The sequence below is a fragment of the Alcanivorax sp. UBA3183 genome (assembly GCF_002364155.1).
GTDB lineage: Bacteria > Pseudomonadota > Gammaproteobacteria > Pseudomonadales > Alcanivoracaceae > Alcanivorax > Alcanivorax jadensis.
This window is the reverse complement of the sequence record NZ_DEXN01000039.1, coordinates 20,760-33,421: the sequence shown is the minus strand read 5'-3', so window position 1 is coordinate 33,421 and position 12,662 is coordinate 20,760. Positions and strand designations below refer to the sequence as shown.

Annotated in this window: 12 protein-coding genes; 3 read left to right on the top strand and 9 right to left on the bottom strand. The window is 59.9% G+C overall.

Annotated features, from left to right (window positions below):
* Window positions 1-15: 15 nt before the first annotated feature.
* The 7 genes from pcnB to dksA all read right to left on the bottom strand — a co-directional run bounded on the left by pcnB (window position 16) and on the right by dksA (window position 8,154).
* The gene (pcnB, locus tag B3Q33_RS12070) at window positions 16-1,371 is read right to left on the bottom strand and encodes a polynucleotide adenylyltransferase PcnB (protein ID WP_272974761.1); all 1,356 of its coding nucleotides are present in this window, start codon (window positions 1,369-1,371) and stop codon (window positions 16-18) included.
* Window positions 1,355-1,606: a hypothetical protein gene (locus B3Q33_RS12065; RefSeq protein WP_272963366.1), complete on the bottom strand. Its 252-nt coding sequence runs from the start codon at window positions 1,604-1,606 to the stop codon at window positions 1,355-1,357. Before B3Q33_RS12065 ends, pcnB begins: the two co-directional genes overlap by 17 nt.
* 362 nt (window positions 1,607-1,968) lie before the next feature.
* Window positions 1,969-3,297, bottom strand: a complete 1,329-nt coding sequence (locus B3Q33_RS12060) for a sigma-54-dependent transcriptional regulator (protein ID WP_272963365.1) — start codon at window positions 3,295-3,297, stop codon at window positions 1,969-1,971.
* Between the two features lie 36 nt (window positions 3,298-3,333).
* Complete coding sequence (locus B3Q33_RS12055; protein ID WP_272963420.1) at window positions 3,334-6,285, bottom strand: sensor histidine kinase; 2,952 nt, start codon at window positions 6,283-6,285, stop codon at window positions 3,334-3,336.
* Complete coding sequence (locus B3Q33_RS12050) at window positions 6,275-6,451, bottom strand: hypothetical protein (RefSeq protein WP_007149317.1); 177 nt, start codon at window positions 6,449-6,451, stop codon at window positions 6,275-6,277. The genes B3Q33_RS12055 and B3Q33_RS12050 overlap by 11 nt, the downstream gene beginning before the upstream one ends.
* Window positions 6,452-6,650: 199 nt before the next feature.
* Window positions 6,651-7,538: a tRNA glutamyl-Q(34) synthetase GluQRS gene (gene gluQRS, locus B3Q33_RS12045; protein ID WP_272963364.1), complete on the bottom strand. Its 888-nt coding sequence runs from the start codon at window positions 7,536-7,538 to the stop codon at window positions 6,651-6,653.
* 208 nt (window positions 7,539-7,746) lie between these two features.
* Window positions 7,747-8,154, bottom strand: coding sequence for an RNA polymerase-binding protein DksA (dksA, locus tag B3Q33_RS12040; RefSeq protein WP_052042879.1), 408 nt, complete (start codon window positions 8,152-8,154; stop codon window positions 7,747-7,749).
* A gap of 64 nt (window positions 8,155-8,218) precedes the next feature.
* On the opposite strand from dksA, the gene B3Q33_RS12035 reads away from it, so the two are divergent.
* The 3 genes from B3Q33_RS12035 to sfsA all read left to right on the top strand — a co-directional run bounded on the left by B3Q33_RS12035 (window position 8,219) and on the right by sfsA (window position 11,000).
* The gene (locus B3Q33_RS12035; protein ID WP_272963363.1) at window positions 8,219-8,995 is read left to right on the top strand and encodes a hypothetical protein; all 777 of its coding nucleotides are present in this window, start codon (window positions 8,219-8,221) and stop codon (window positions 8,993-8,995) included.
* 122 nt (window positions 8,996-9,117) lie between these two features.
* Window positions 9,118-10,284, top strand: coding sequence for an aminotransferase class I/II-fold pyridoxal phosphate-dependent enzyme (locus B3Q33_RS12030; RefSeq protein ID WP_272963362.1), 1,167 nt, complete (start codon window positions 9,118-9,120; stop codon window positions 10,282-10,284).
* Window positions 10,281-11,000: a DNA/RNA nuclease SfsA gene (gene sfsA, locus B3Q33_RS12025; RefSeq protein WP_272963361.1), complete on the top strand. Its 720-nt coding sequence runs from the start codon at window positions 10,281-10,283 to the stop codon at window positions 10,998-11,000. Before B3Q33_RS12030 ends, sfsA begins: the two co-directional genes overlap by 4 nt.
* Before the next feature lie 312 nt (window positions 11,001-11,312).
* Here the strand turns inward: sfsA and B3Q33_RS12020 are convergent, their stop codons facing one another.
* Together B3Q33_RS12020 and B3Q33_RS12015 are read right to left on the bottom strand one after the other, a co-directional pair.
* Entirely contained in the window at window positions 11,313-12,272 is a 960-nt protein-coding gene (locus B3Q33_RS12020) for a serine/threonine protein kinase (RefSeq protein ID WP_272963360.1), read from the bottom strand.
* Window positions 12,269-12,601, bottom strand: coding sequence for a Rieske (2Fe-2S) protein (locus B3Q33_RS12015; RefSeq protein WP_272963359.1), 333 nt, complete (start codon window positions 12,599-12,601; stop codon window positions 12,269-12,271). Before B3Q33_RS12015 ends, B3Q33_RS12020 begins: the two co-directional genes overlap by 4 nt.
* Window positions 12,602-12,662: the final 61 nt, after the last annotated feature.

Here is a 12,662-nt window from a genome sequence, read left to right as displayed (position 1 = left end):
ACTTGAGTCGTCTTGTCAGCCTTCCGCTGCCGGTTTCTTGCGCCGGCGGCGTCGTCGCTTGTTGCCGCCACCGCCGGGCTGATTCCCCAGCTCGCTGATCATCTGGCGGCGGCCCTGCTCATCCTGCTCCTGATAGCGGGTCCACCAGTCGCCGAGCCCGGGTTTGATCTCTTCTGCCTGTTCACGCAGTAACAGGAAATCATAGGCGGCGCGGAAGCGGGGGTGCTCCATCATGGCGTCAGCGCGCTTGCCGGCGCGTTTGTCCAGACGTAGCTGCAACTCCCACATTTCACGCATCACGGTGGAGAAGCGGCGGGGAATCGCGGTGTGCTTGATCTGGGTGTTGAGGGCGCGAGTGGCACTCTTGTGCAGGGCCTGGGCCGGCGGCAGGCCGCTGGACAGGTAATGGCCCATGCGTTCCTGAATGATCGGCCACAGCAGTACCGCGTAGATGAAAGCGGGAGTGACCGGTTTGCCATCGGCCAGTCGCTTGTCGGTGTTGTCCATGGCGGCGAGTAGCATGGCTTCCCAGATCTGGCCTTTTTCTCCTTCCAGGGCCTGCTGGGTTTCCGGGAACAGAAAGCGGAACAGGCCAAGGCTCTGCAACTGTTCATAGGAATCCCGGGCATGGCCACTGAGGAACAGCTTGAGCACTTCATCGAACAGGCGGGCGGAGGGGACTTGCAACAGCAATTCCGCCAGGTCGGGTATCGGGTCGCCAGTGGCGGGATCGATATGAAAGCCCAGTTTGGCGGCGAAGCGGGCGGCGCGCAGCATGCGCACCGGGTCTTCGCGGAAGCGGGTTTCCGGGTCGCCGATCAGGTGGATGACCTGCTCGTCGATGTCATCCAGACTGCCGACGAAATCATGCAGGGTGAAATCGGCAATGTTGTAGTACAGCGCGTTGATGGTGAAATCCCGCCGCAGGGCATCTTCCTCGATATTGCCCCAGGTGTTGTCGCGCAGTACCAGGCCGGTTTCTTCGTGGGCGTGGTGCTGGTCCCGGTCAGGGTTGTCTTCCCGATTCATGGCGCGGAAGGTGGAGACCTCGATGACTTCGCGGCCAAAGCGCACATGCACGATCTGGAAGCGGCGACCAATGATGCGGCTGCGCTTGAACAGGCGATTGACCTGTTCCGGCGTGGCATTGGTGCTCACATCGAAATCCTTGGGCTCGCGACCACAGAGAATATCCCGCAGGCAGCCGCCTACCAGATAGGCTTCAAAGCCCGCCTTGTGCAGGCCATAAAGGACATCCAGCGCGGCGCGGGACACCTGTTTGCGGGAAATGGGATGTTGGTCGCGGGGAATGACTCGCGGTTCGAACGTTCTGCGGTTTTTTAGGGAACCCTTCTTAAACCAGCCAGTCATACGTTCCAGGAACTTGCAGGGCATGCGTCAGTATTAGCCTCAAAGGTGTGCAATAAAGCGGCGATAGTAGCACTTTTTCTGGTTCATTGAGATACTGGCCGACGTTGGCATGGCCCAGAAAGTAAAAAGGAGCCACAACCGAAGTTGTGACTCCCATATTTTGCGCTGATTCTGTTGTTATTATTGTTTGTGTTGTTTTCTGCCTTGTCGCTGCAATCATCAGTTGCAGCAGCATTGCATCGGCTCGTGAAATTATTCTTCTTCTTTCTTGTTGTTATTGTTGAGCCTGTTACGCCGCTGTTTTTATTGTTTGCTGGCGTGGGATTCATAGTGCCCGTCCCACTGGGGTAATGCAACAAAGAGTGAATTCCTTTTAAAACAACAGGTTAAGAGAAAAACCTAAAACAAGCGTAAATAGTATTTGGGAATGTGTAACCCTGGTGTTACCTGTCTGTGTAGCGCGGTAACACTTGTTCCCACCTGAGGTCTTTTGCAGAGGAATGGGCGTTGTTTCCCTCCTGCCAAAGTGAGAAGTTTTTTACATAGACTGGATCGAAAAGCCGTCTCGCCGGTCGTCCAACAAGGACAGGCGGGGCATCAACGGCGACTACCGGCTTTTTTGCGGGGAATCCCAAGCCGTTGGCGGCGTTCCCACAGGCTTTTGCGGCTGATCCCCAGTTTCTGGGCCAGTTCGGTCTCGGTCATGCTGTCCTGGTTTTCCATCACGAAGCGGGTGAAATAATCCTCCAGGGACAGATCCTCGCTGGGATCCAGACTGGCGCGGCTGACCCGCTGGGGGGTGCGGTTGGGATTCAGCCCCAGCTGTGACGGGCCGATGCCGTCTTCTTCGGTGAGAATAATGGCCCGCTCAATCACGTTTTCCAGTTCGCGCACATTGCCCGGCCAGCTATAGCCGACCATGGCCTGCCAGGCGGCGTCGGTGAAGTAGAGGTCGTGGCGGTTGAGCTTTTCGCAGCCGCGGGCCAGCAGGGCGTTGGCCAGACGTTGCAGATCGTCCTGACGGTCGCGCAGGGGAGGTAGGGTCAGCTCCATGACATTGAGCCGGTAGTAAAGATCCTGACGGAAATGACCTTCTGCCACTCGACCGGGTAAATCCAGCTGGCTACTGGCAAGAATGCGCACGTCTACTTTGCGTGGCGACAGGGAGCCCTGGCGGTGGATCTCGTGGTGGGTGAGCAGGGTCAGCAGACGGCTTTGCACGTCGCTGTTCAGTTCGCCCACTTCGTCGAGAAACAGGGTGCCACCATCGGCTTCCTCGATGCGCCCGGCACTGTCTTCATCGCCGAACAGTTCGGTCAGCTGCAGGTTTTTCGGCAGGGCGGCGCATTGCACCGAGATCAGCGGGCCGCCGGCCCGCTCACTTTGTTCGTGCAGGGCACGGGCGGTGAGTTCCTTGCCGGTACCGGATTCGCCCATGATCAAGACTGGTGTATTGGTGGGGCCTACCCGGTGGATACGATGCTTGAGCTCCTGCATGGCATCACTGTCGCCGATCATGTTGTGTACCGGGTAGCTGCGCTCCATATCCCGGCGCAGAGCGCGATTGCCCCTGTTCAGTCGACCTTCCTTGAGCACGCGCTCCACGGCCAGCAGCATTTCATCGTGATCGAACGGTTTGGGGATATAGTCCACCGCGCCCTGGCGCATAGCATCAACTGCGGAGCGCAGGCTGGCATAGCTGGTCATGATCAGCACCGGGGTGGCGCCGGCACTGTCTATCAGGGCGGTGCCGGGCTCGCCGGGCAGGCGCAGGTCGCTGATGATGAGATCAAACTGATTGAGGTGTTGTTCCCGGGCCTGCTCCACGGAGTCGGCTTCTGCCACGGAGTGCTCGTGGCGTACCAGCAGTTTGCGCAGGGCGCCGCGAATCACCGGTTCATCTTCAACAATCAGGATGTGACTCATGTATGGCTCTTACTGTCTGTCGAGTTGAGCAGGATACTACGTTTGCGTCTCTTCCGCCGAAGCTTGCCGGTGCACGGGCAAGCTGACCACAAAGCGGGTGCCGCCGTCTTCGCTCAGGGGGCTTTCTACCCGAATGCTGCCCTGATGCTCTTCGATAATACTGTACACCAGAGCCAGGCCAAGGCCGGTGCCGCGGCCCGGTGGTTTGCTGGTGACGAAGGGTTCGAACAGGGCGTCGCGCAACGTATCCGGGATGCCGTGACCCTGATCTTCCAACAGGATATCTAGGAAGTCACCGCGCGGTTCACAGTGCACGGTGACCGGCTGCTGGTGTTCGCTGGCATCGGCGGCGTTGCCAAGCAGGTTGATGAAAACCTGGAGCAAACGCTGCGGATCGCCCTTGACCCAGTAGCTGGCCGGGCAGTGATTCTCGAACGGTTGCTGGCGGTGATCCGGGTCCAGCAGCAGCAATGAGATGGCTTCGTCCACGGTATCGCACAGGTTCACCGGTACTTGCTCGCTGAGCTTGATACCGCCGGAATGACTGAAGGTTACCAGGGATTCCACGATACGAGTGATACGCCGGGTTTGTTCCAGAATCTGGTCGCAGGCTTCCTGTTGCTCCTCCGGGTCACTGTCTTGATCGAGATTCTGGGTCAGGCAGGCAATGGCGGTGACCGGGTTGCCAATTTCGTGGGCTACCCCGGCGGCCAGTCGGCCGATGGAGGCCAGTCGCTCGTTATGTGCCAGGTGCGCTTCCATGTGGCGCAGTTCGGTAATGTCCTCGATCACCAGTACCTGGCCACCAGCCTGCTCGGCAGTGCCGGCGCCCATCACCTCGGACTTGTGCAGACTCAGCCAGCGCGTCTGGTTTTCCACTTCCAGTGACTGCTGGGGCTGATGGGCGTTGTCGTCGTGGCTGAAGCGGGTAAAGAAGTCGCCCCAGGGCGGATCCAGGTCTGCCAGACGCGAGCCGATAGTGTCTTCAGCGGTAATGCCGGTGAGGCTTTCCATGGCCCGGTTCCAGCCGATGATTTCCCGGTCGGCGCCCAGGGAAATGACCCCCATGGGCAGTTCCAGCAGGGTCTGACGATGGAAGCGTCGCAGGCCATCCAGTTCCGCCGCCAGCCCGGACAGACGATCCCGGTACTGTTCCAGACGGGATTCGATGAACTGGATGTCTTCGCTGGAGTGTTGCTCTTCCTCCGGCAGGTAAGGCAGGTGATCGTCGATCAGTTGGTGGGACACCGAGGGACCGAGCAGGCCCGACAGATTGGTTTCCAGCTGGTCGCGCAGTCGCCGCAGGGCATAGGGTCGGGTTTCCGTGCGCGGCAGGTGCAGATCCCGCAGGGACATTTCCACTTCCCGGGTGGCGGTGATCGGCCCCAGCGGCTGGCTCATGGCATCAATGAAATCGTCCACGCTCTTCGCTTCCAGTTCCCAGCGATAGGGGCGGCGGAGGCTGTCCACGGCGCAGGCTTCGGCGGCGTTTTTTTCTGACCGAGACATGGGGGTGACAATGGACACGATGGCATAGACCAGCGCATTGGCAGTGACCGAGGCGATGGCCACGTTGTGCCATTGGCTGGCACCAGTCTGGAAGCGCATGCCCAGCAGCTCCATCAGCGGCTGGAACTGCCAGTTCGGGTAGGCGATGGGTACCAGCAGCAGCATTACCCAGAGGATAAAGCCGACCAGCAACCCGGCGAACAGGCCGTTGCGGTTGCCGGACGGCCAGAACAGGGCGCCGATCAGCCCGGGAACAAATTGCAGGGTGGCCACAAAGGTGAGTACGCCCAGTTCTACCAGGGTGTGTTCGGTGCCGGAAAAACGATAGAACAGGTAGGCGAGAGCCAGGATGGCGGCAATCAGTATGCGCCGGGTCCAGAGCAGATTGCGATACAGGTTTTGGCCTTGCAGCGGGCTGGCGGGCAGTACCAGATGATTCAGACACATGCCGGACAGGGCCAGGGTGGCCACGATCAGCATGCCACTGGCCCCGGCAAGCCCGGCGATATAGCCAAGCACCGCGCCGTGGCCACCGGTAATCATGCCGATGCCCAGGGCGTAATAATCTGGCGGGGTGGGGGCATTACCGGCAGCGGCGGCCCACAGGATGACCGGTACGCACAGTGCCATCAGCAGGAACATCAACGGCAGGGCCCAGCTGGCGGTGATCAGGGCGCGCGGGTTCATGTTCTCGGTAAAGGCCATATAGAACATGTGTGGCAACACTACGGCCGAGACAAAGAACGCCATGATCATGGAATGCCAGGTGCCGTCCTGCAGGGGATAGTAGAGCCGCGCCAGCATTTCCGGATGGTCATCCAGCCAGGCATTCAGGCTTGAAGGTCCATCGAACACACCGTAAAGGCCGAGCAATGCCACCGCCCCGAAGGCCAGCAACTTGATCAGTGATTCCATGGCGATGGCCATTACCAGCCCTTCGTGCTTTTCCCGGGCGGTGGTATGGCGGGCGCCGAACAGGATGGCGAAAATTACCATCATCAGGCAGAACCCGGCGGCCAGATCGCGGGGGTCGGCGGTGCCACTGAGTATCTGGATCGACTCGGCCACGGCCTTCAGCTGCAGGGCCAGCAGGGGCAGTACCCCGATCAGCATGATGATGGTGGTCATGGCACCAGCCAGCCGGCTGCGGTAACGGAAGGCAAACAGGTCGGCCAGCGAGCTGAGCTGATAGGTGGTGGTCAGTCTGAGGATAGGTGCCAGCAGAATGGGGGCAAGCAGAAAGACCCCGGAAATCCCCAGAAAGTAGGACAGGAAGTTATAGCCGTATTGGTAGGCGTAGCCCACCGACCCATACACCGCCCAGGCGCTGGCGTAGACGCCCAGCGACAGCACGTAGACCGCCGGGTGACGTACCCAGTGAGCGGGCAGCCAGCCACGCTCGGTGATCCAGGCCACCGCAAACAGAAACAGCAGGTAGCAACCGGCAATCAGGATCAGATCGCTGACACTATAGACCATCGACATCCTTGCTCTTGGCAATCCAGTAGCTCAGGGCGATCAGGCCCAGCCAGATCAGATAGGGGCGATACCAGGCGCGCCCACCTTCGCTCCACCAGTCGATGATGGCGGGTGAAAGCAGGTAGGTGCCGAGAATAAAGATGATCAGCAGTCGGTCGGTATACATAGGTGGTTTAACCCCTCCGGGCCGATGAGCATACGCCAGGGGGTGAGGCGTGTAAAAGCGGGGACAGCGGCAAGCTACAAGTTTCAAGCTGCAAGGCACGGGATGTGTATTGGTGTTCTGGTCGGTTGTTTCCGCGCTTATACCGTGAAGCGCGGAGACAGCATTTGTTGCGGGGCTTTCCTGATTCGCGGTGCAGCTTTCAGCTTGTAGCGTGCAGCTCCTCTGGTAGTGGCTGCTGACGTCCCGCTGGCCAGTGGTGAGCAGGGTAGTGCGTCGTGCCCCATGCCAATAGCACTGCCGGGCTTTCGCCTTGTAAATCTGAGGGTGGCTGCAGGCCCAGGCAGTGGAGGGCGGCGGTGAGTAGCTGGCTGGCACGAGCGGGATCGAGGGCTTCGCTGCCTGCTGACTTGGACAGCTTCAGGTTCCGGCCATCGGTGACCACCGGTAGATGCGCATACTCAGGCACAGGCCTGCCCAGGCATTCCAGCAGCCAGCGCTGGCGCAAGGTGGAATCGAGCAGGTCGGCTCCCCGCAACACATGGGTAATGTTTTCATCCGCATCGTCCAGGGCGCAGGCCAGTTGATACCCGAACAGGCCGTCGCGACGACGAATGACAAAGGCGCCACCGTCACGGTGCAGGTTGTTGGTGATGATCCCCTGAATACCATCCTGGTAGCTCAGCTCCCGGTCGGGAACCTGCAAGCGGATGGCGGTATCGTTGGCGGGGGGCACAGCGGCGCTGATGCCGGGGTGGTTATGATCCAGGGCGGCCAGCTGTTTGCGGGTCAGGCGGCAGTGAAAGGCATGGCCGCTGTCGAGCAGGGAGTCCACCGCTTGCTGATAGGCGGATTGCCGCTGACTCTGGTAGTGTACTGTGCCATCCCAATGCAGCCCGAAGGTGTCCAGCTGACGCAGGATGGTATCGGCGGCGCCGGGCATTTCCCGGGGTGGATCCAGATCATCCACTCGCACCAGCCATTCCCCGCCCGCATGGCGCGCTTCCAGCCAACTGGCCAGCGCAGCTAGCAGCGACCCGAAATGCAGGGGGCCGGAGGGTGTGGGGGCGAAACGTCCGCGATAATGCATAGTTGCAAGTTTAAAGTTGAAAGTTACAAGGCGCGGGGAGGGCTATATGCATTTTGCGATGCCATGCCCGCGCGTATCCGGAATAGTGCGTGGCCAGGTTCAAACAGCAAAAAGGCCGGTCCAGAGTATGGACGCGGCCTCCTGAATTGAAACTTGCTCGGCGCGACCTCGCGCTTTGCAACTTTCAACTTTTAACTTGCAACTGATCTTAACCTGCCAGCTGCTTTTCCTTGATCTCCGCCAGTTCCTTGCAGTCGATGCACAGGTCGGCGGTGGGGCGGGCTTCCAGGCGGCGGATGCCGATTTCGATGCCGCAGGCTTCGCAGAAGCCGTAATCATCCTTGTCTACCAGATCCAGGGTCTTCTCGATCTTCTTCAGCAGCTTGCGTTCGCGGTCGCGGGTACGCAGCTCCAGGGCAAACTCTTCTTCCTGGGTGGCGCGGTCTGCCGGGTCGGGCAGATTGGCCTGTTCGTCCTGCAGATGGTGCATGGTGCGATCCGCTTCTTCCATCAACTCCTGGCGCCAGGCCAGCAGAATCTGGCGGAAGTGTTCGCGTTGCTTCTCGTTCATGTACTCCTCGTTCTTGGCTGGCATGTAGGGCTTGAAGCCGTGCATTTGAGCCTGCGAGGCGGATGAGGCGGTTTTCTTTTTCACGTTTGCTTTTACCTGAGCAGAAGAGGTGGATCGGCTCGGCGAAGTCCCTTTGCCGGCAGTCGCGCTCCGTGCGTTACCGGTATTCGATGCGTCTCTGGCAGCGGCCCGGGCCGCTGCCGATGCCTTCCCGGAGGTAGGCAGTTTTGTTCTGGGTGCAGCGGGTGCTGCTTTTTTGGCTGCCGTTTTTTTGGCAGCGGGTTTGCTGGCCTTCGCCGGCTTGGCGCTGGCAGCAGTGGATTGGGCCTTGCTGGCGGTGGGTTTTGCCGCCGGCGTGCTGGCCGCTTTTTTGGCGGCGGGTTTACTGGCTGGTGCCTTTGCTGCGGTTTTTTTGACCGGAGCTTTCGTTGCGGTGGCTTTCTTTGCAGCGGGTTTCGCTGCGGGTTTTGCGGTGACAGCTTTTTTCGCCGGTGTCGTTTTTTTGGCGACCGCTTTTTTGGGAGTGGTTTTTTTCACAGAGGCCTTCTTGGCCGGCGCCTTTTTAGCGGCAGGCTTGGTGGCGGTTTTTTTTACGGCAGCTTTTTTGGCTGCGGTTTTGGCTGGGGCCTTTTTGGCCGCAGGCTTTGCAGTCACCTTTTTCGCCGCTGCTTTCTTGGCCGGAGCCTTCTTCACGGCAGCCTTCTTGGCTGGCGCCTTGCGGGCAGCGGTCGATGTAGTGGCTTTCTTGCTGCTGGAAGCAGACCCGGTAGTTTGTTTTTTAGCCGCCTTTTTCGGGGCTTTCTTTTTGCCGGTGGCCATTTTGAGTAACTCCCTTAGCATCTTCTCGACTCTCTATCCTGTCCCACTATCCCTGGGGCCCGCTTGATATCACCAGGCACGGGCGTAATGTAATCTTTTGACCTTACCCCGTCAGGGTAAGTCTTGTCACCAGTTGGTGAAAATCTGGCCGATTATAGCCATGCCACCCTTATAGGAAAGAGGAATCTTGTGATAACGCTGTCGCACTTCGCCGAACAGATCCCACCCTTCCATGTTATGGCGCTGCTGGAGCGAGCTCAGCAACTGGCTGCTCAGGGGCACGATGTGATTCATCTGGAAGTGGGCGAGCCGGATTTTGAAACCCCGGCGCCGGTGCTGGAAGCCATCGCTGCCGCCACCCGTGACCGGGGGACCGGCTACACGCCAGCGGCAGGGCTGCCTGCTTTGCGCCAGGCGATTGCCGATGATTATCGGGAGCGGTTTGCCGCTAACGTGTCACCGGCGCAGATCGTGGTGACGCCAGGCGCTTCGGGGGCGCTGCAATTGGCGCTGGCGGCTCTGATCAATCCCGGTGACGGCGTATTACTGAGCGATCCGGGCTACCCCTGTAATCGCCAGTTCGTGAATCTGGTGGGCGGTAAACCGCAGCCGCTGGTATTAAAGGCAGACAATCACTTCACCCTGACGGCCAGTGAGCTGCTGGGGGCCTGGCAGCCGGATACCCGCCTGGCCATGGTGGCCAGCCCGGATAATCCCACCGGCAATATGCTGTCACTGGACACCCTGCAGGCCATGGCTGAGGGGGCGGTACAACGAGATGGGCTGCTGCTGGTGGACGAAATCTATCAGGGGCTTTGTTATCGAGGCCCGGCGGAGTCGGTGTTGTCGCGTACCGATCAGGTGCTGGTGATCAACAGCTTCAGTAAATATTTCTGCATGACCGGTTGGCGTCTGGGCTGGCTGGTGGCGCCGGAACCGCTTGTGCCGGCTATTGAGCGGCTGGCCCAGAATCTGTTTCTGGCACCCTCGACTCCGGCGCAATACGGTGCGCTCGCCGCGTTGCAGGAGCCTTCCCTGACTATCCTGGAACAGCGCCATCAGCTGTTTGCTCGCCGCCGCCAGTGTCTGCTCAATGGGCTTGCTCATCTGAAGTTGCCGGTTGTCTCCAATGCTGACGGTGCTTTCTATGTGTATGTGGATGTGAGCCACTGGACCGACGACAGCTTCGCCTTCTGTGCGGACCTGCTGGAAAAGGAAAAGGTGGCCATGACCCCGGGCCTGGATTTCGGTGAGGGTCATGCCCATGGCCGCTATGTGCGGCTGGCGTATACCTGCGCCGAGTCTCGTCTTGTGGAGGCTCTGCACCGGCTGGGCCATTACCTGGAGTCCCTGTGAAGTTTTCTCCTCCCCTGGAAAAGGTCACGCTGCTGCGACGCTACAAGCGGTTTATGGCCGATGTGGTGCGCGCCGATGGCAGCGAAATGACCGTGCACTGTGCCAACACCGGCTCCATGAAAAACTGCGTACTCGGTGAGCCCCAGCAGGCGCTGATCTCCGACAGCGGTAATCCCAAGCGCAAATATCGCCATACCCTGGAAGCGTTGCAGGTGGGCCATGGCCATTGGGCCGGGGTGAATACCAGCCGGCCCAATGCGCTGGTGGAAGAGGCGATCCGCGCCGGGCATGTTGACGCACTGAGCCCCGGTACCGGTGTGGAACGGGAAGTGAAATACGGTGACAGCCGCTTTGATCTGGCATTGGGAGAGCGCAGCGATCCCCACACCTTTGTCGAGGTGAAAAACGTCACCCTGGGGCCGGGGCCCGACGACACGGATGATGGAATCATTGCCTTCCCGGATTCCGTCACCGAGCGCGGCCAGAAACATCTGCTGACGCTGATGGATGTGGTGGCATCCGGTAAGCGGGCGGTATTGTTTTTCTGTGTGCAGCACAGCGGCGCATTGGCTGCCCGGCCGGCGGACGAAATTGATGCTCGCTATGGAGAGCTGCTGCGCGAGGCGGTTGAGAAAGGGGTGGAAGTGCTGGCGTGGAAGGTGGCGTTATCGCCAGACGATTTCCGGCTGGAAAAGCCCTTGCCGATACAGTTGTAGGAGTTCCTCTCGAGGGACGAACCACGCGTTAGCGTGGGAAACGCCTCAGAGGCCAGCAACGTCGTTTCTGTGAACCGGGGCGCCTTCAGAGTGACCGGGCACAACCCCTGCCTCGCCTTTTCCCTCGCCGTGGCTCGGATTCGTCCCTCGAGAGGAATTATTCGCTTCGCTCACCCTTCGGGCCGCACGGAACTACGTGCGTTACTCCGCTGCGCTACGTTCCTACAGCGGCTTTGTAGACAACACGGTGCCTGTTGTCTTTTAAAACCTATCGCGCCGCGAGCGACGCTCCTACAGAAATTCGCTGTTCCTCTACAGGGGGGTCTGCAAACTGCGCAGCTGCTGCTGCAATAATTCCACCTGGCCCTGCCAGTAGTTCATCGATTCAAACCAGGGAAAGGCGGGCGGAAAGGCCGGGTCATCCCAACGCTTGGCGAGCCAGGCGTCGTAGCAGATGATGCGGCGCGTGCGTAATGGCTCGATCAGGGAAACCTGCTGCCAGGGGAAGGGCAGAAAGGTGTCGTAACCGCTGGCGAGGACCCGTAGCTGATGTTGCTGTTCGTCCTGTTCGCCGGAAAGCAGCATCCAGAGATCCTGCATGGCGGGCGCGCGCAGGCTGTCGTCCAGATCAACAAAATGCGGTTTGTCATCGCGCCACAGAATGTTGCCGGTGTGGCAGTCGCCGTGCACATTGAGCAGCGGGAAGTCCACATCGTTCAGGCGCTGCTCGATGGTCTCCAGCAGTTGGCCCGAGACATCCCGATACTGGCCACGGTAATTCAGGTCCACCACGTCATTGATCAGAAAGGTGCTGGCGGCACGAATGTCGGCGACCGGGTCCATGGTGTGGCGGAGCTGATAGGGCCGGTCACTGCCGCAGGCATGCCAGCGGGCCAGGGTGCGGCCGAGTTGTTCCAGATGGTTGTCGTTGTCCAGCTCCGGCGCGTGGCCACCCGCTCTGCGGAAGACAGCAAAAGCAAAGCCGTCGCAGTGGAACAGGGTGGTGCCATTCTTTTCGATCGGCGCAACCACGGGCAGATCCCGCTCCACCAGAAACAGGCTGAAGGCATGCTCTTCGAGAATCTGTTCGTCGCTCCAGCGCTGCGGGCGGTAGAACTTGACGATTACCGGCGGGCCCTCTTCCTGGCCCACCTGGTATACCCGGTTTTCGAAGCTGTTCAGTTGTAGCAGGCGACCGTCGCTCAGGAAGCCGGCGGCGTCTACCGCATCCAGCATGTAATCCGGGGTAAGGTCATCAAAGGGGTGGCTCATGCCGGTTGTGTTACCTCGCCCAGCCAGACTTCGTCGCCGCGCACTTCCAGGGGAACCGGGATCAGCTTGTCACCGCTGCAGGGGCCGGACAGGCAATCGCCAGTATCAATGTCGAACAGGGCGCCGTGGTTGGCGCACATGAGAAATTGGTTGTCGCCATCCATGAACTGGTCGGGCATAAAGTTCAGTTCGATGCCCAGGTGCGGGCACCAGTTGATGTAAGCGTGCATCTGGCCATCAAATTTGACCACGATGACGGGCTGGCCGTCTTTCTGAAATTCCCGCGCGCTCTCGTGTTCGATGTCGTTCACGTTGCAGATGTGTTCCATGGCTTACCTGTGTGCTGTTTATCGGGCGGGGTGCAGCACATCCCCGCCGTTTTTGGGTCTG

Coding starts and splice junctions, on each gene's coding strand:
- B3Q33_RS12055 (WP_272963420.1), bottom strand. CDS start 6,285: ATGGTCTATAGTGTCAGCGATCTGATCCTGATTGCCGGTTGCTACCTG.
- B3Q33_RS12015 (WP_272963359.1), bottom strand. CDS start 12,601: ATGGAACACATCTGCAACGTGAACGACATCGAACACGAGAGCGCGCGG.
- B3Q33_RS12060 (WP_272963365.1), bottom strand. CDS start 3,297: ATGAGTCACATCCTGATTGTTGAAGATGAACCGGTGATTCGCGGCGCC.
- gluQRS (WP_272963364.1), bottom strand. CDS start 7,538: ATGCATTATCGCGGACGTTTCGCCCCCACACCCTCCGGCCCCCTGCAT.
- B3Q33_RS12050 (WP_007149317.1), bottom strand. CDS start 6,451: ATGTATACCGACCGACTGCTGATCATCTTTATTCTCGGCACCTACCTG.
- B3Q33_RS12020 (WP_272963360.1), bottom strand. CDS start 12,272: ATGAGCCACCCCTTTGATGACCTTACCCCGGATTACATGCTGGATGCG.
- B3Q33_RS12065 (WP_272963366.1), bottom strand. CDS start 1,606: ATGCTGCTGCAACTGATGATTGCAGCGACAAGGCAGAAAACAACACAA.
- dksA (WP_052042879.1), bottom strand. CDS start 8,154: ATGCACGGCTTCAAGCCCTACATGCCAGCCAAGAACGAGGAGTACATG.
- pcnB (WP_272974761.1), bottom strand. CDS start 1,371: ATGACTGGCTGGTTTAAGAAGGGTTCCCTAAAAAACCGCAGAACGTTC.